Raw genomic sequence first — 15,668 nt, forward strand, 5'->3', positions numbered from 1 at the left:
GGGTCGTCGGGATCGTGGTGTGCCGCACCGGAGCGGCGCACCGTGCCCGACGGCGTCGCGTCAGTCCTCGTGCGCCTCGCCGTGGGCTGCGACGAGGGCCGCCAGGCGAGCCGCCTCGTTCTCGCTGCGCCGGGCCCCGTCCGCGCGCTGGATGCCCATGACCGCGAGCGCCTTGCCGTCCGACAGGTCGAGGCGTACCCAGGGGTCGCCGGGGCCGAAGCGTACGGAGACGACCTGGGGCCAGTCGAGGTGGCGGGTGAAGACGATGTTGTGCACGGTGAGGTGCTCGGGGGTGACGGTGGCGCGGACCTGGCCGAGGCGCCACAGGACGAGGGCGCAGAAGGCGCCGACGCCGATGGTGGCTGCCTTGTTCCATCCGGAGTCGGTGCCGGGGCCGGTCGCGACGAGGGCGACGAAGGTGCAGCCGGCGAGGATCACGAGTGCGGCGGTGTAGGCGGCGGCGGTGCCCCAGCGTGGGCGGAAGGTGGCGTAGGGGTCGCCGGTCAGGGGTTCGGGGGGTGGTGCGACGTTGCTGCTCACGTTCCTATCCTCCCTCTGTCCCTGCCCGAGCGTTCCGGGGAGCGGTCCATGCTCGCGGGTGGTGCTCCACCAGGAGAGCCTCTGCACGGTCCCCGGCGCGGCGAGCACCCCGTGACCTGCTTCCCCGCCCGCGTCGGGCACGCGAGCGGCCGGGGACGACGTCGCCCGGGTACCGACGCGCTGACGCGTGGTACCCGGGCGGTGGGTGTTGTCGACCGGTTCCTCGGGGCGTAGGGGGCCGGTCGGGCCGGCCCGGTCCGTTGGCTCCCTCCCGGGGGCTGCGGGCCCCTGGAGGGAAGGCTCAGAGGCGGCAGGCGTGGATGGAGGTCACGAGGATGGCGCGTGCCCCGACCTCGTAGAGGGCGTCCATGAGCTTGTTGGTCTGGTCGCGGCGCACCATGGCGCGCACGGCTGCCCAGTCGCGGTCGTGCAGCGGTGAGACGGTCGGGGACTCGAGGCCCGGCGTGAGGGCCACTGCGGCCTCGACGAGGTGCGCGGGCACGTCGTAGTCCATCAGGACGTACTGGCGGGCCGTGAGGACGCCCAGGAGGCGACGGGTGAGGGTCTCCAGGCCTGCGGAGACGGCGTCGTCGGTCACGGAGGCCGGGCGGATCAGGACGGCCTCGGACTTGAGGATGGGTTCGCCGAAGACCTCGAGGCCGGCTCCGCGCAGGGTCGTGCCGGTGGACACGACGTCGGCGACGACGTCGGCGATGCCGAGCTGGACGGCGGACTCGACGGCGCCGTCCAGGTGGACCACGGACGCCGTGACGCCGTTGGCGCGCAGGTGGTTCTCCACCAGGACCTCGTAGGACGTGGCCACGCGCAGTCCGTCGACCTGGTCGAGGGACGTGATGGTGCCGACGGGGGCGGCGTAGCGGAACGTGGAGCCGGCGAAGCCGAGCTGCATGTGCTCGACCGCCTCGGCGCCGGAGTCGAGCAGCAGGTCGCGGCCGGTGATGCCGGCGTCGACCGTCCCGGTGCCGACGTACACGGCGATGTCCCGGGGGCGCAGGAAGAAGAACTCGACGTCGTTGTCCGGGTCTGCGAGCACGAGCTCACGGGTGTCGCGGCGCTGGCGGTAGCCGGCCTCGCGGAGCATGTCGACGGCGGGCTCGGACAGGGAGCCCTTGTTGGGAACGGCGATGCGGAGCACGGGGTCCTCGCGTTTCTTGGGGAGTTCGGGGGGACGGGGCGGTCAGGGCGACCGATCACCCGGTCGGCGCGCCGGCGACGGCGGGCGCGCAGGGACGGACGGTGGACGACTGCGGACGACGGACATGCGTGAGGGAAGCGACCCGGTGGCGTGAGCCTCCGTGCGCCTCCCCCTGGACCCGGACCTGGCCGGGTTCACAGATGCTTGTACACGTCCTGCAGGGTCAGGCCCTTGGCCAGGAGCAGCACCTGCACGTGATACAGGAGCTGGGAGACCTCCTCGGCCGTCTTGTCGTCACCCTCGTACTCGGCCGCCATCCACACCTCGGCGGCCTCCTCGACGATCTTCTTCCCGATCGCATGGACACCGGCGTCCAGCTCCGCGACCGTGCCGGAACCGGCGGGTCGGGTGGTGGCCTTCTCGGTGAGCTCGGCGAACAGCCCTTCGAACGTCTTCACCCGACCAGGGTAGTCGCCCCGCGGTGGGTGGGCCGACCTGTCCCGCCCACCGGTCACCGGGCGGCGCGGTGCGCCCCTCGGTGACCGGTGCGTCGAGGGGCGCACCGCGCCGTCGGGCCGTGCGCCGTCAGCGGGTGCTCACAGGTCGCGCAGCGCCACGACCGTCGCGACGGCCGCCTCGACGGCCTCGGCGCCCTTGTCCTCGCGCGACCCGGGCAGGCCCGCCCGGTCGAGGGCCTGCTGCTCGTCGTCGCACGTGAGCACCCCGAAGCCGACCGGCACCCCGGTGCGGACCGAGACGTCGGTCAGGCCGGTGGTGGCGGCCGAGCACACGTACTCGAAGTGCGGGGTGCCACCCCTGATCACGACGCCGAGCGCGACGACGGCGTCCGCGCCGTGCTCGGCGGCGCGTGCGGCCGCGACGGGCAGCTCGAACGACCCGGGGACGCGGATCTCGGTGACGTGCGTGACGTGCGCGGCCGCGAGCGCCCGGCGGGCCCCGGCGAGGAGGCCGTCCATGACCTCGGTGTGCCAGCTGGCGGCCACGACGGTGATCCGCAGCCCGCTGCCGTCGACGGTGATCTGGGGTGCTCCTGCGCCGCTCATCGGTCGCTCTCCTTCGTGGTGGGGGTGGTGTGGTCGGGGGTGATCTCGAGGCTGTCCAGGAGGTGGCCCATGGCGACCTTCTTGGTCATGAGGTAGCCGTGGTTGTGCTGGCCGTGCCCGACCTCGAGCCGGTGGGCGTCGGCGACGTCGATGCCGTGCGCGGCGAGCCCGGTGACCTTGGCGGGGTTGTTCGTGAGGAGCGTGATGCGGTCCAGGCCGAGGTCGTGCAGGATCGCGGCCGCGGCGCCGTACTCGCGCCGGTCGACGGGCCAGCCGAGCTCGAGGTTGGCCTGGACGGTGTCGAACCCGGCGTCCTGGAGCTCGTAGGCGCCGATCTTGGCGAGCAGGCCGATGCCGCGTCCTTCGTGCCCGCGCAGGTACACCACGGCCCCGCCCATCGCGGCGACGCGTTCCATGGAGGCCTGGAGCTGGGGGCCGCAGTCGCAGCGCAGCGACCCGAACGCGTCCCCGGTCAGGCACTCGGAGTGCACGCGCACGAGGGGCGCGGGGGGCGCACCGTCCTGCCCGGGGCCGGTCGGGGCACCTCCCCCGGCGGGGACGGCGACGGGCACGAGGGCCACGTGCTCGGCCCCGGTGCGCAGGTCACGGTACCCGTGGACGCGGAAGTGCCCGTGCGCGGTGGGCAGGTCGGCCACGCTCGTGGCCTGCACGCGGGGCGCGGTGGTGGGCTGGGTGTCCTGCTCGGGGACGGCGGGGTCGTGCTCGCGGCGCCACGCGATGAGGTCCGCGATCGTGATGAGCACCAGCCCGGCGTCCTCGGCCGCCCGGGCCGCGTCGTCGAGCCGCATCATGGTGCCGTCGTCGTTGACGAGCTCGGCGATGCCGCCGACCTCGCCCGCACCGGCCAGGCGGACCAGGTCCACGGCCGCCTCGGTGTGCCCGGCACGGTGCAGCACCCCGCCGGGGACGGCGCGCAGGGGCAGGACGTGCCCGGGACGGATGAGGTCGACCGCGCCCGAGGCGGGGTCGGCCAGGACGTGCAGGGTCCTGGCCCGGTCCACGGCGGAGATCCCGGTCGTGACGCCCGTGGCGGCGTCGACCGTGACCGTGTAGGCCGTGCGCCGGGGGTCCTGGCTGTGGGGCACCATGAGGGGCAGGTCCAGGGCGTCGGCCCGCGCCGCCGGCATGGGCGCGCACAGGTAGCCGGAGGAGTGCCGGATGGTCCAGGCGACCCACTCGGGGGTCACGGTCCCGGCCGCGAAGACCACGTCGGCCTCGTTCTCGCGGTCCGGGGAGTCGGCGACCAGGACGGGGCGCCCGGCGCGGATCGCGTCGAGGGCCTCCTCGATGGTGCCGGTGCGCACGTGCCCGGGGTGCTCGGGCGGGTGGGGGGTGGCCTCGCCGGGCCGGCCGGCGTCGGGCTGGGGGTTCATGGTGGTGCTCATTCCTGTGCTGCGCGGGCCCTGAGGGCGCCCGCCGGGCCGTTGGCGCTCGCGGGCTCGTCGGCGCCCGCGAGCGCCCGACCGTCCGGGTCTGCCAGGCGGGTGGTGGTACCGGCCGTGAGGAGTCTCTCGACGTACTTCGCGAGGACGTCGACCTCGAGGTTGACCCGGTCCCCGGGGGCCAGGGAGCCGAGGACCGTGGCCTCGAGCGTCGTGGGGATCAGGGACACCCCGAACGAGGTGTCGTCCACGTGGGTCACCGTCAGGGACACGCCGCTGACGGTGATCGAGCCCTTCTCCGCGACGTAGCGCGTCAGGCCCGGGGGTGCGGACAGGACGAGGTCGTCCCACCGCTCCCCCGGGGCCCGGCTCACGAGGGCCCCGACGCCGTCGACGTGGCCCTGCACGATGTGCCCGCCCAGGCGCGTGTCGGCGCGCACGGCCCGTTCGAGGTTCACGGGAGACCCGGGGCGCAGGTCGCCCAGGGCGGTGCGGCGCAGAGACTCGGGCATGACGTCGGCCGTGAAGGTGCCGTCCGGTCCGACGCCCGTGACGGTCAGGCACACGCCGTCGACCGCGATCGAGTCGCCCAGGTGGGCGTCCGAGGTGGCGAGGGGGCCGTGCACGGTCAGGACGGCGTCGGAGGTCTCACCCCCGGGGAACGCGATCTCGCGGACCGTGCCGATCTCTTCGACGATTCCGGTGAACATCAGCTCTCCTGTTCGGGGGTGGTGCGGTGGGTGCTGGCATGGGGGGAGGTCGGGACGGCGGGCGGCGCGGGCGGCCCCGGCGCGGGGAGGTCAGGTGCAGGAAGGTCAGGTGCGGGGGCCGAGGCCCGTGCCACGACCAGGACGTCCTCCCCCAGCCGCCGCACGTCGTGCGCGCCGAAGCGGAGGGCGCCGGCGAGCGTCGTCACGCCCAGGTCGCCGACGGCACCCAGGCCCGCCCCCAGGAGCACGGGTGCGAGGTACGCGTGGACCTCGTCGACGACACCCGCTGCGAGGAACGCCGTCGCCAGGCCCGGGCCGCCCTCGACCAGGACGTGGCGCACCTCGCGGGCGGCCAGCTCCGCCAGGACCGCGTGGACGTCGTGCGTGCGCACGTGCAGCACCGGGCCGCCCCCGTCGGTCGTCCAGGCGCCACCGGGCGCGAGCCGCACGTGCGGAGGAAGGTCACGGAGCCCGACGACGACGCGCAGGGGCTGGTGGTCGGCAAGCCCGGGCTCCGGCCCGACCACCCCACCAGCGACACGCAGGGGCTGGTGGTCGGCAAGCCCGGGCTCCGGCCCGACCACCCCACCAGCGACACGCAGAGGCTGGTGGTCGGCAAGCCCGCGCGCCGGCTCCCCCGGGGCGCTCGCAGACGGCCTGGTGCGCGCCGTGAGCGACGGGTCGTCCGCGACGACCGTGCCGGTGCCCACGAGGATCGCGTCGACCTGTGCCCGCACCTGGTGGGCGTGCTCGCGCGCCGCGGGACCGGTGATCCACTGCGAGGTGCCATCGGCGGCCGCGACGCGCCCGTCGAGGGTCGAGGCGAGCTTGAGGGTCACGTAGGGGCTCCCGCGGCGCACGGCGACCAGCCAGGGGCCCAGGAGACGCTCCCCCTCGGCCTCGCGCAGCCCGGAGGCCACCAGGACCCCTGCCGCGCGCAGACGCTCCCCACCGCCGGTCGCCACGGGGTTGGGGTCCGCGACCGCGTAGACCACCTCGGCCACGCCCGCCTCCAGCAGCGCCAGGGCGCACGGTCCCGTCCGCCCCGTGTGGTTGCACGGTTCGAGCGTCACCACGGCCGTCGCGCCGCGCACGTCCACGTCGCGCCCGCGGGCGTCGGCCAGCGCGGCCGCCTCGGCGTGCGGGGTGCCGGCGCCACGGTGGAAGCCCTCGGCGAGCAGCACCCGGGGCGAGGAGTCCACGGGGCCGGGAGCGGCGCCGTCGGGCAGGGAGTCCAGCGGTCGGGGGGCGGGGCCCAGCAGGACGCACCCCACACGGGGGTTGGGGCCGTGCGCAGGGCCGTGCGCGGCCAGCTCGAGCGCGCGCACCATCGCGGCGTCGATCGTCAGGGTGGGCCTGGCGCCCATGCGTCCTCCTCCCGGTGAGCACGACGCTCCGGGGTGAGGGGGTCGACGACGTCACGGGACCCGAGGGTCCACGGACGTCACGACACCACGGCACAGGGCTTCGCCCCGCACCGCCACGTACTTCCTCCCATCCGGACTTTCACCGTCGGTCCTGGAGTTCCACCAGGTCAACCACGCCGAGGCGCGGGTCGCGGACTGTCACCGCCGGCTCGGAATTGCACCGACCCCGGAGCACGTGTGTGCGTACTTCTCGTTCTGCCTGCCGTCGAGACCCGGGCCCCGCGCGGGTGCGCTGCGTCCGGCGTCTCGTCTCCTCCCAGCATGCCACACCGGGGGTGCCCGGCAGGTACCCGGTCCGGCCCGTCCCGCGGGCTGGACCGATGTGAACGGCGACGACGTGGCCGGGCTCGGTGGCGCACCGAACCAGGCGCGCGCGGCGTCGACCGGGGGGTGGGCGACGCGGCCCCGCGCCGACCCGTGGCCGGTCGGGCGGCGGTCAGTGCGTGTGCTGGTCCGCGAGCGCCCGCAGTGCCGCGATCTCCTCGGGGACGTTCTCCGCCCCATAGACGGCCGATCCGGCGACGAACACGTTGGCGCCCGCCTCGGCCGCGCGCTCGATGGTGGCGCGCGAGATGCCGCCGTCGACCTGGACCCACACGTCGAGCCCCGCCTCGGACACGGCGTCGCGGATGCGGCGGATCTTCGGCAGGACGCCGTCGATGAAGGACTGGCCTCCGAAGCCGGGCTCGACGGACATGACCAGGAGCATGTCGAACTCGGGCAGCAGGTCCAGGAAGGGCTCGACCGAGGTCGCGGGGCGCAGCGCGAGCCCGGCGCGCGAGCCCAGGCGGCGCAGCTCGCGGGCCAGGCGCACGGGGGCCGTGGCGGCCTCGGCGTGGAACGTGACGGACGCGGCGCCGGCCTCGGCGTAGCCGGGCGCCCAGCGGTCGGGGTCGGCGATCATGAGGTGCGCGTCGAGCGGCACCGGGGACACCTGGGCGAGGCGCTCGAAGATCGGCAGCCCCAGGGTCAGGTTGGGCACGAAGTGGTTGTCCATCACGTCGACGTGCGCGTAGTCGGCGGTCGAGATCGCGCCCAGGTCGCGCTCGAGGTTCGCGAAGTCGGCGGACAGGATGCTGGGGGCGATGAGTGCGGACATGGGCACCAGCCTAGAGGGCGTCCGTGCGCCGTGCGGGGGACGCACGACGGCCGGGCCGGGTGGCCTTCACCACCCTGCCCAGCCGCGGACGGGGTCGTCTCAGGCCCGACGGCGCAGCAGCGTCAGGTGCATCGCGTCGGTCCCGTGGACGTGGGGCCACAGCTGCACGTCGGTGCGGTCCGCGAGGGGGATGTCGTCCCCCGCGACCTGCCGCACGGCGGCGGCCGCGTCGAGGACCTCGACGTCGTCGCGCCCGGCCAGGACGTCCTTGACGACGAGCTGGGTCTCCGCGAGGTGCGGGGAGCACGTCACGTACCCGACGACGCCGCCCGGGCGCACGGCGTCCAGGGCCGAGCCGAGGAGCTCGCGCTGCAACGTCGTGAGGGTCGCGATGTCCCCCGGGGTGCGGCGCCAGCGCGACTCGGGGCGGCGGCGCAGCGCCCCCAGGCCCGTGCAGGGGGCGTCGACGAGCACGCGGTCGTACGCGCCCGGCTCCTCGACCCCCACCTGGCGCCCGTCGCCGACCTGGACCCGCTCGACCGCGTCGGCGGGCACGGCCGCGAGCGCCTGCTCGACGAGGCGGGCCCGGTGGGGGGCGACCTCGTTGGCGACGACGCGTGCGCCCTGCTCGCCCGCGAGGGAGGCCAGGAGCGCGGCCTTGCCGCCCGGGCCCGCGCACAGGTCGAGCCAGCGCTCGTCGGGGTTCGCTGCGCCGTCGGGCCGGGCGCCGCCCGCGCCACCGGTGCCACCTGCGGAGGCCACGGGGAGCGTGGGCAGCGTCGGTACTGCCGCGAACGCGAGCGTCACGAGCTGGGATCCCTCGTCCTGGACCCCGGCGGCCCCGTACCGGACCGCGGGGATCGCGGCGGGGTCCGAGCCCGACAGGACCAGGGCCGTGGGCGTCCAGCGCCCGGGGGTGGTCGTGGCGTCCCCGCGCACGTCGTGCGTGACCTCGCCCGCGAGGCGCTCGCGGCTGACCAGGCCCGGTCGGGCGACGAGCGTCACGCGCGGCGCGGTGTTGTCGGCCTCGAGGAGCTCGGCCAGGTCGTCGGCGGAGCGTCCAGTGCCGACGAGGGCCTCGCGCAGGGCCCGGGCGATCCACACCGGGTGGGACTGGGTGATCGCGAGGCGCGTGACGTCGTCGGGCGCGTCCAGCGTGATGGCCTCGAGCCACTCCTCGAGGGTCGAGCGGGAGATCTTGCGCAGGACCGCGTTGACGAACTGGGCGCTGCCCGCCCCGGCGCGGGCCCGGGCCAGGCCCACGGTCTCCGAGACGGCCGCGTGCTGGGCCACGCGCATGCCCAGGAGCTGGTGGGCGCCGAGGCGCAGCAGGTCGAGCACGTTCGGGTCGACCTGGTCGAGGGGGCGGTCCACGCACTGGGCGATGATCGCGTCGTAGCGCCCGCGCAGGCGCAGGGTGCCGTAGGCGAGCTCGGTCGCGAACGCGGCGTCGCGCCCGCGGATGCCGCGCGAGCGCAGCAGCGGGGGCAGGACCAGGTTCGCGTACGCGTCGGAGGTCGCGACCTCCTGCAGGACGTCGAACGCGACGTTGCGCGCCGGGTCGGCGCCCTTGGCGCGCTGCGAGGGCGCCGCCTCGGAACGCTGGCCGGCCCCCCGGGCACGGGCCGAGCCGCGCTCCCGGCCGCGCGCGTCGCGACGGTCACGGCCACCGTGCGCGCCGTGCCCGTCCTGCCCGGGGGTGCCGCCGGTGCGTGCCTCGCCGCTCATGCCTGGTCCTTCGTCTCGTCAGGGGTGCCCAGGACGACGTGCTCGCCCAGGCGGGCGCCGCGGGCCCAGTCGGTCGCGGCCATGTGCTTCTTGCCCACGGGGGCCACCTCGCCGAGCGCGACGGCGTGCGTGCCGGTGCCCACGAGGACCTCGCGCTTGGCGGCGCGCAGCTCGCCGGGCGCCAGGTCGTGGACGTCGGGGCGCGGCGTCACGGGCCCCAGGCCCAGGCGGGCGCCGTCGGGCAACGTGGTCCAGGCGCCGGGGGCGGGCGTGCAGCCGCGCACCTGACGGTCGATCGCCAGCGCGGGGAGCGCCCAGCGCACGCGGGCGTCCTCGGGCGTCAGCTTCGCGGCCGTGCTGACGCCCTCCGCGGGCTGCAGGACCGGGGAGGCCTGGCCGTCCTCGATCGCGTCCAGGGTCGCGACGAGCAGCCCGGACCCCGAGGTCGCGAGGCGTCCCAGGAGGTCGCCCGCGGTGTCACGGGGGCGGATGGTCTCGGTCATGGTGCCCAGCACGGGACCCGAGTCCAGGCCCTCCTCGATGAGGAACGTCGTGGCTCCGGTGACCTCGTCGCCCGCGATGATCGCTCGCTGCACCGGGGCCGCGCCACGCCAGGCGGGCAGGACCGAGAAGTGCAGGTTGACCCAGCCGTAGCGGGGCACGTCGAGCACCTCGCGGCGCAGGATCTCCCCGTACGCCACGACGGGCGCGCAGTCGACCTCCAGGGCCGCGAGGCGCGCGACGAACTCCTCGCCGCGAGGGCGGTCGGTGATGACCGGGATCCCGGCCTCCTCGGCACGCACGCGCACCGGGCTGGGCGTCAGCCTCCGCCCACGGCCGGAGGGCGCGTCGGCGCGGGTGAGGACGGCGACCACCTCGTGCCGGGAGTCGATCAGGGCATCGAGGGCCGGGACGGCCACGTCCGGGGTTCCGGCGAAGAGCACACGCATGGGGCGAGTCTAGGCGGTGCGGCCCTCCCGGCCCGCGCCGGGACGGGCCCGGGACGGACCGAGGGCGGGCCCGCCCGGGTGCACCGGCCGGCGAGGGCTCAGGCCTCGCGCACCCCGACGCCGAGGTCGCGCAGCGTCGCCCGCAGCCCCGCGGCGTCCACGAAGTGCAGCGTGCGGAAGCCCAGCCCGGCGGCGGCCGTGACGTTCGCCACGGAGTCGTCGACGAACAGGGTCCGCGCGGGGTCCAGGGCGAAGCGCTCGATCGCGGCCTCGAAGATGCGCGGGTCCGGCTTGACGAGCCCCACGCGCCCCGAGACCAGGACGTCCTCCATGAGGCCGATCGCGGGCGCCGCGGGCTCGGCCTCGTGGAACATCTCCGCGGACCAGTTCGTCAGGCCGTACAGCCGCACCCCGAGGGTGCGCAGCTCGCGCACGACCTCCTCGGTGCCCGGCACGGGCCCCACGAGGCTCGCGGCGAAGTTCTCGGTGTACACGTCGAGCGTGCTCACGTGCTCGGGGTGGTGCTCGGCGAGCTCGCGGCGCGCGTCGGCCCAGGACCTGCCCGCGTCCTGACGGGCATTGAACGTGGGGAAGTCGACGGCCTCGAAGAAGGCCTCGACGTCGGCCCGGTCCATGCGCCCGGCGTAGGCGACGTAGGGGTCCCAGGTCACCAGGACGTTGCCGAAGTCGAGCAGGACCGTGTCGATCGTGGGCCGGGTCGAGCTCTCGGACGGGTTCTCGTGCGGGACGGTGCTCACAACATCTCCTTGGGGTCGAGCTGGACGCGTACGCTCCCACCCTCGCGCTTCGCGGAGCGGACCGCCAGGGAGGCCGAGAGCTCGCGCGCGAGCCGCCGACCCTCGCGCAGCGGCACGCGCACGATCGTGCGGACGGGAGGTTGCAGCGACGGGTCGCGCCCGGCCCCCGCCCGGGCGGGGCGTCCTGCGGCCTCGGCGACCTCCACGGGCCCCAGGGTCGTCGAGGGGTCCGCGAGGCCCACCCGCGCCACGACCGCGTCCACGGCCTGCCGGTCGCCCGTGACCGCCGCGACCCGCACCGCGGGCGGCAGGTCGAGCTCGCGGCGCTCGGCCAGCTCGCGGTCCGCGAACCCGGCCGGGTCCCAGCGCACCAGGGCGTTGGTCGGCCCGGGGGCCGCGTCCCCCACGAGGAGCACCTGCCCGCCCTCGCGCGCCGAGCGCACCAGGCCCGCGGCCGCGAGCCAGCGGTGCAGCGCGTCCTGGGCGACCGCGAGGCCCACGTGCGCTGTGCTCAGCGCCGCGTCGAGCAGCAGCGCGGCGGCGTAGCCGCCCTCCGCGACGGGCTCGGCACCCGGGGTCGCGACGATCACGGCCGGGCGCGGCCCGACGGCGGAGAGCACCCCGCCCGGTGCGCTCGCCCCCGAGACGCGCACCGCGACGCCCGGGAAGGCCCGTCCCAGCTCCTCGGCCGTGCGACCGGACCCGACGCGCACCGAGCGCAGCCCCGTCCAGCGGCACTCGTCGCACGACCACGCCCCGGCCAGCGCCCCGCACCACGCGCACTGCGGCGGTGCGCCCGGTCCGGGCAGCATCAGGGGCCCGTGGCACGTGCCGCAGTGCGCGGCCGTCCGGCAGCGCGCGCACGCCACGACGGGCATGTACCCGGCCCGGGGGACCTGGACCAGCACGGGCCCGGTGCCCAGGGCGTCCCGCACGGCCCGCCACGCGGCGCTCGGCAAGCGGGCCGCGGCCCCGGCTCCCTCCGCCGCGAGCTCGACCGACGTCAGCGCCCGCACCCGGGGCGCGCGCGAGCGCAGCACCTCGCGCGGGGCCGCGACCTCCCGGGCCCACCCCGACTCGAGGAGCGCCTGGGCCTGCACCGTCCGGCTGACCGAGCCGAGCAGGAACGCGGCCCCCTCCTGCTCGCTGCGCAGGGCGAGGACCTCCCGGGCGTGCGGGTAGGGAGAGCGGGGCTCGGCGAGGGTCTCCTCGCCGTCGTTCCAGCAGGCGACGAGCCCCAGGTCCTGGACGGGTGCGAACGCCGCGGCGCGCGTCCCCACGACGATCCGCACGTCGCCCCGCAGCGCCGCCAGGAAGCTGCGGTACCGGGGCGAGGGGCCCTCGTCGGCCGTCAGGCGCACGAACTGCCCGTCACGGCGTGCCGTGTGCGGGGCGTAGCCCGCGAGCTCGAGGGCGAGGCACATCTGGTCGACGTCGCGCGCGTCGGGCAGCACCACGAGCGCGCCCCGGCCGCCCGTGACCGTGGCACGCACGGCCTCGGCAAGGGCCAGAGCCCAGTGCTGGACGGCCTGCGCGGGGTCCTCGTCGCCCGCGCCGCGCCCGCCCGGGGCCTGTGCGTCCTGCACGGGCACGCCGTCGGCCACGCGGCCCGGCAGGGCCGTCCAGACGGCTCGCGGCGCCGACCCGCCGACCAGGTGGTTCAGGAACGCGGCGCCGCCGCGGTAGGGGGCCCACTCGGAGGGGCGAGCGGGCGCGGCCTCCTGGGCTCCCGCACCCGGGGGTGTCTCGGTGCTCGGGTCCGCCGGTGCGTCCCCGGTGGGCGGCTCGCTGCCCGACGGCGCCGCCTCGGCCCGCGCGTGGCGCGGCGGGATCGCGAGGCGCAGCACGTCCGAGAGGGTGCCCGCGTAGTGGTCGGCGACCGTGCGGCACAGCTGTGCCACCTGCGGGGTGAGCACCCGCTCGGGCGAGACGAGGCGCTTGAGCGGCACGAGCCGCCCGTCGTGGTCGCTCTCGCCGGCCCGGGCCAGGACGAACCCGTCGACCTCCTGCGGGCCGAACCGCACCTTGACCCGGACACCGGGCTGCGCGTCACCGGCCATGGAGGCCGGGACGAGGTAGTCGAACGTCTGGTCCAGGTGGTGCGGCACCAGGTCCAGGACGACCCGCGCGACCGGCAGGTCGCTCGCGATCTCGAGCGCACCCACCGGGCGAGCGGCCTTGCTGCCCGTGCGGCCGCCACGCGGCGCCTGGCGCGGCTGGGGCGCGGGGAGCAGCGTGAGCTGCTCCCCCGCGTCCTGGTGCACGGCGTCCTGGCTGGTCATCGCCCTATCTCAGCACGCGCCACCCACGGCGGGCCAACCCGCGCGCCGAGGCTCAGACCGCGGCCTGGAGGGCCGCCACGCGATCCGTGCGCTCCCACGTGAAGTCGGGCAGCTCGCGTCCGAAGTGCCCGTACGCGGCCGTCTGCGAGTAGATGGGCCGCAGCAGGTCGAGGTCGGCGATGATCGCCGCTGGACGCAGGTCGAAGACCGCGTCGATCGCGGCACGGATGCGCTCGACCGGGACGGTCTCGGTGCCGAACGTCTCCACGTACAGGCCCACGGGGTGCGCCTTGCCGATCGCGTACGCGACCTGCACCTCGCAGCGGCGTGCCAGACCCGCCGCGACGACGTTCTTGGCGACCCAGCGAGTGGCGTAGGCGGCCGAGCGGTCGACCTTCGACGGGTCCTTGCCCGAGAACGCGCCACCGCCGTGACGGGCCATGCCGCCGTAGGTGTCGACGATGATCTTGCGACCCGTGAGCCCCGCGTCTCCCTGCGGGCCACCGATGACGAACTTGCCGGTCGGGTTCACGAGCAGGCGGAAGTCCGCGACGTCCAGGTCGAGCCCCTCGACGACGGGCGCGACCACGAGCTCGGCGACCTGGGCGCGCAGCGTCTCCTGCAGGACGTCCTCGTCGTGCTGGGTCGACAGGACCACTGTGTCGAGGCGGACCGCGCGGTCGCCGTCGTACCCGATGGTGACCTGGGTCTTGCCGTCGGGGCGAAGGCCCGGCAACGACCCGTCCTTGCGGACCAGGGCCAGGCGCTCCGCGAGGCGGTGCGCGAGGAAGATCGGCAGGGGCAGGAGCGTGGGGGTCTCGTCGCTCGCGTAGCCGAACATCAGACCCTGGTCACCGGCACCCTGGGCGTCGAGCGGGTCGAGGTCGCTGGTGTCGTCACGCTGCTCGATGCTCTTGTCGACGCCCTGGGCGATGTCCGGGGACTGCTGGCCGATCGAGACCGAGACGCCGCACGAGTCGCCGTCGAAGCCGATCGCCGAGGAGGTGTAGCCGATCCCCCGGACCACCTCACGGATGATCTGCGGGATCTCGACGTAGGCGTTGGTCGTGACCTCGCCCGCCACGTGCACGAGGCCCGTCGTGACCATGGTCTCCACCGCCACGCGCGACGACGGGTCCTGCTCGAGGAGCGCGTCGAGGATCGCGTCGGAGATCTGGTCACAGACCTTGTCCGGGTGGCCTTCCGTCACGGACTCGGACGTGAACAGGCGCAGGTCAGAACTCATGGGAACCAGAGTACTGTCCCGCTAGGTGATACCCGGCATCCGACCACTGAGACGTGAACGAGATCTCAGTCCGTGGTCGGCGCGATCGGAGGAGAGACCTTGAGGACCGTGTCCCACACCGCGTCCGCGACCTCACGCTTCGTGCCCTGGGCCTGAGCGACGGTCTCGCCCTGTGCGTCGACGATCAGGACCTCGTTGGTGTCGGTCCCGAAGCCCCTGCCGTCGCCCACGGGGTTGATCACGAGGAGGTCGGCGCCCTTGCGGCGCGCCTTGGCGCGGCCGTGGTGCCACACGTCTCCCGCGTCGTCGCCCGTCTCGGCCGCGAACCCGACGACGACCTGCCCCGGGCGCAGGCGCTCGCGCGCGAGCTCCGCCAGGATGTCGGGGTTCTCGACCAGCTCGATCGGGGCGGGCCCCTGACCGGGGACCTTCTTGATCTTCGACGACGGGGTGCGGGCCGGGCGGAAGTCCGCGACCGCGGCCGTCATGACCACCACGTCGGCCCCCGGAGCCAGCGAACGCACGGCCTCGCGCAGCTCGGCGGTCGAGCCGACCCGGACGACGTCGGCGACGTCGTCGAGGGGTTCGGTCAGGTTCGCCCCGACGAGCGTCACCTCTGCGCCCCGCTCCTGCGCGGCACGGGCCAGGGCGATGCCCTGTCGACCGCTCGACAGGTTCCCGATGAAGCGCACCGGGTCGATCGGCTCGCGCGTGCCGCCGGCCGAGACGACCACGCGCAGACCGGACAGGTCCCGGGCCGCCGCGGGAGCAGCGCCCCGCGCGGCCACCTCGAGGGCGATCCGTGCGATGTCCTCGGGCTCCGGCAGGCGGCCCGGACCGGAGTCCTTGCCCGTGAGGCGACCGCTCGCCGGCTCGATCACGTGCACCCCGCGCGAGCGCAGCGTCGTGACGTTGGCCACGGTCGCCGGGTGCTGCCACATCTCGGTGTGCATGGCCGGGGCCATGACGACCGGGCAGGACACGGTCAGCAGGGTCGAGGTGAGCAGGTCGTCCGCGCGGCCCGCAGCCGCGCGCGCGAGGAGGTCCGCCGTGGCGGGCGCGACGATCACGAGGTCCGCGCCCTGGCCGAGCGCGACGTGCGCGACCTGCGGGACGTCGTCGAACACCTCGGTGCTGACCTTCTCGCCCGACAGGGCCTCGAACGTCGGCGCCCCGACGAAACGCAGGGCGGACGCGGTGGGCACGACCCGCACCTGGTGCCCCTGCTCGCGCAGGAGCCGCAGCAGGAGCACGGCCTTGTAGGCCGCCACTCCCCCGGAGACCCCCAGAAGGATCCTCATCGGT

14 protein-coding genes and 1 riboswitch are annotated in these 15,668 nt (G+C 75.4%); all 14 genes read right to left on the reverse strand.

Annotation, left to right across the window (positions count from 1 at the left end; genetic code table 11):
• Positions 1 to 60: 60 nt before the first annotated feature.
• Positions 61 to 540, reverse strand: a complete 480-nt coding sequence (locus ACFVQ3_RS04075) for a PH domain-containing protein (RefSeq protein WP_387635393.1) — start codon at positions 538 to 540, stop codon at positions 61 to 63.
• 301 nt (positions 541 to 841) lie between these two features.
• A complete protein-coding gene (hisG, locus tag ACFVQ3_RS04080; RefSeq protein ID WP_387635396.1) occupies positions 842 to 1,696 on the reverse strand; it encodes an ATP phosphoribosyltransferase in 855 nt (284 codons plus the stop codon).
• A gap of 194 nt (positions 1,697 to 1,890) precedes the next feature.
• Positions 1,891 to 2,154 (reverse strand): phosphoribosyl-ATP diphosphatase, encoded by a 264-nt coding sequence (locus tag ACFVQ3_RS04085; RefSeq protein WP_056651951.1) that lies wholly within the window; start codon positions 2,152 to 2,154, stop codon positions 1,891 to 1,893.
• Positions 2,155 to 2,292: 138 nt separating this feature from the next.
• Positions 2,293 to 2,760 (reverse strand): 6,7-dimethyl-8-ribityllumazine synthase, encoded by a 468-nt coding sequence (ribH, locus tag ACFVQ3_RS04090; RefSeq protein ID WP_387635400.1) that lies wholly within the window; start codon positions 2,758 to 2,760, stop codon positions 2,293 to 2,295.
• A complete protein-coding gene (ribB, locus tag ACFVQ3_RS04095; RefSeq protein ID WP_387635402.1) occupies positions 2,757 to 4,154 on the reverse strand; it encodes a 3,4-dihydroxy-2-butanone-4-phosphate synthase in 1,398 nt (465 codons plus the stop codon). The genes ribH and ribB overlap by 4 nt, the downstream gene beginning before the upstream one ends.
• 8 nt (positions 4,155 to 4,162) lie before the next feature.
• Positions 4,163 to 4,873 carry a riboflavin synthase gene (locus tag ACFVQ3_RS04100; protein WP_387635405.1) on the reverse strand — a complete coding sequence of 237 codons (711 nt, stop codon included), beginning with the start codon at positions 4,871 to 4,873 and terminating at the stop codon, positions 4,163 to 4,165.
• Positions 4,873 to 6,240 carry a bifunctional diaminohydroxyphosphoribosylaminopyrimidine deaminase/5-amino-6-(5-phosphoribosylamino)uracil reductase RibD gene (ribD, locus tag ACFVQ3_RS04105; RefSeq protein ID WP_387635408.1) on the reverse strand — a complete coding sequence of 456 codons (1,368 nt, stop codon included), beginning with the start codon at positions 6,238 to 6,240 and terminating at the stop codon, positions 4,873 to 4,875. The genes ACFVQ3_RS04100 and ribD overlap by 1 nt, the downstream gene beginning before the upstream one ends.
• Before the next feature lie 113 nt (positions 6,241 to 6,353).
• A riboswitch (FMN riboswitch) is annotated at positions 6,354 to 6,479 on the reverse strand.
• Between the two features lie 257 nt (positions 6,480 to 6,736).
• A complete protein-coding gene (rpe, locus tag ACFVQ3_RS04110; protein WP_387635411.1) occupies positions 6,737 to 7,399 on the reverse strand; it encodes a ribulose-phosphate 3-epimerase in 663 nt (220 codons plus the stop codon).
• A 99-nt stretch (positions 7,400 to 7,498) separates the two neighbouring features.
• Complete coding sequence (locus ACFVQ3_RS04115) at positions 7,499 to 9,127, reverse strand: RsmB/NOP family class I SAM-dependent RNA methyltransferase (RefSeq protein WP_387635413.1); 1,629 nt, start codon at positions 9,125 to 9,127, stop codon at positions 7,499 to 7,501.
• Positions 9,124 to 10,077: a methionyl-tRNA formyltransferase gene (gene fmt / locus ACFVQ3_RS04120; protein WP_387635416.1), complete on the reverse strand. Its 954-nt coding sequence runs from the start codon at positions 10,075 to 10,077 to the stop codon at positions 9,124 to 9,126. Before fmt ends, ACFVQ3_RS04115 begins: the two co-directional genes overlap by 4 nt.
• Positions 10,078 to 10,175: 98 nt before the next feature.
• The gene (locus tag ACFVQ3_RS04125) at positions 10,176 to 10,835 is read right to left on the reverse strand and encodes an HAD family hydrolase (RefSeq protein ID WP_387635419.1); all 660 of its coding nucleotides are present in this window, start codon (positions 10,833 to 10,835) and stop codon (positions 10,176 to 10,178) included.
• Positions 10,832 to 13,117 carry a primosomal protein N' gene (locus ACFVQ3_RS04130; RefSeq protein WP_387635421.1) on the reverse strand — a complete coding sequence of 762 codons (2,286 nt, stop codon included), beginning with the start codon at positions 13,115 to 13,117 and terminating at the stop codon, positions 10,832 to 10,834. Before ACFVQ3_RS04130 ends, ACFVQ3_RS04125 begins: the two co-directional genes overlap by 4 nt.
• A gap of 52 nt (positions 13,118 to 13,169) precedes the next feature.
• A complete protein-coding gene (gene metK, locus ACFVQ3_RS04135; RefSeq protein ID WP_387635424.1) occupies positions 13,170 to 14,363 on the reverse strand; it encodes a methionine adenosyltransferase in 1,194 nt (397 codons plus the stop codon).
• 65 nt (positions 14,364 to 14,428) lie between these two features.
• The gene (coaBC, locus tag ACFVQ3_RS04140; RefSeq protein ID WP_387635426.1) at positions 14,429 to 15,664 is read right to left on the reverse strand and encodes a bifunctional phosphopantothenoylcysteine decarboxylase/phosphopantothenate--cysteine ligase CoaBC; all 1,236 of its coding nucleotides are present in this window, start codon (positions 15,662 to 15,664) and stop codon (positions 14,429 to 14,431) included.
• Between the last annotated feature and the right edge of the window lie 4 nt (positions 15,665 to 15,668).

It is taken from the genome of Oerskovia sp. NPDC057915, from assembly GCF_042887685.1.
In the GTDB taxonomy this organism is placed as follows: domain Bacteria; phylum Actinomycetota; class Actinomycetes; order Actinomycetales; family Cellulomonadaceae; genus Oerskovia.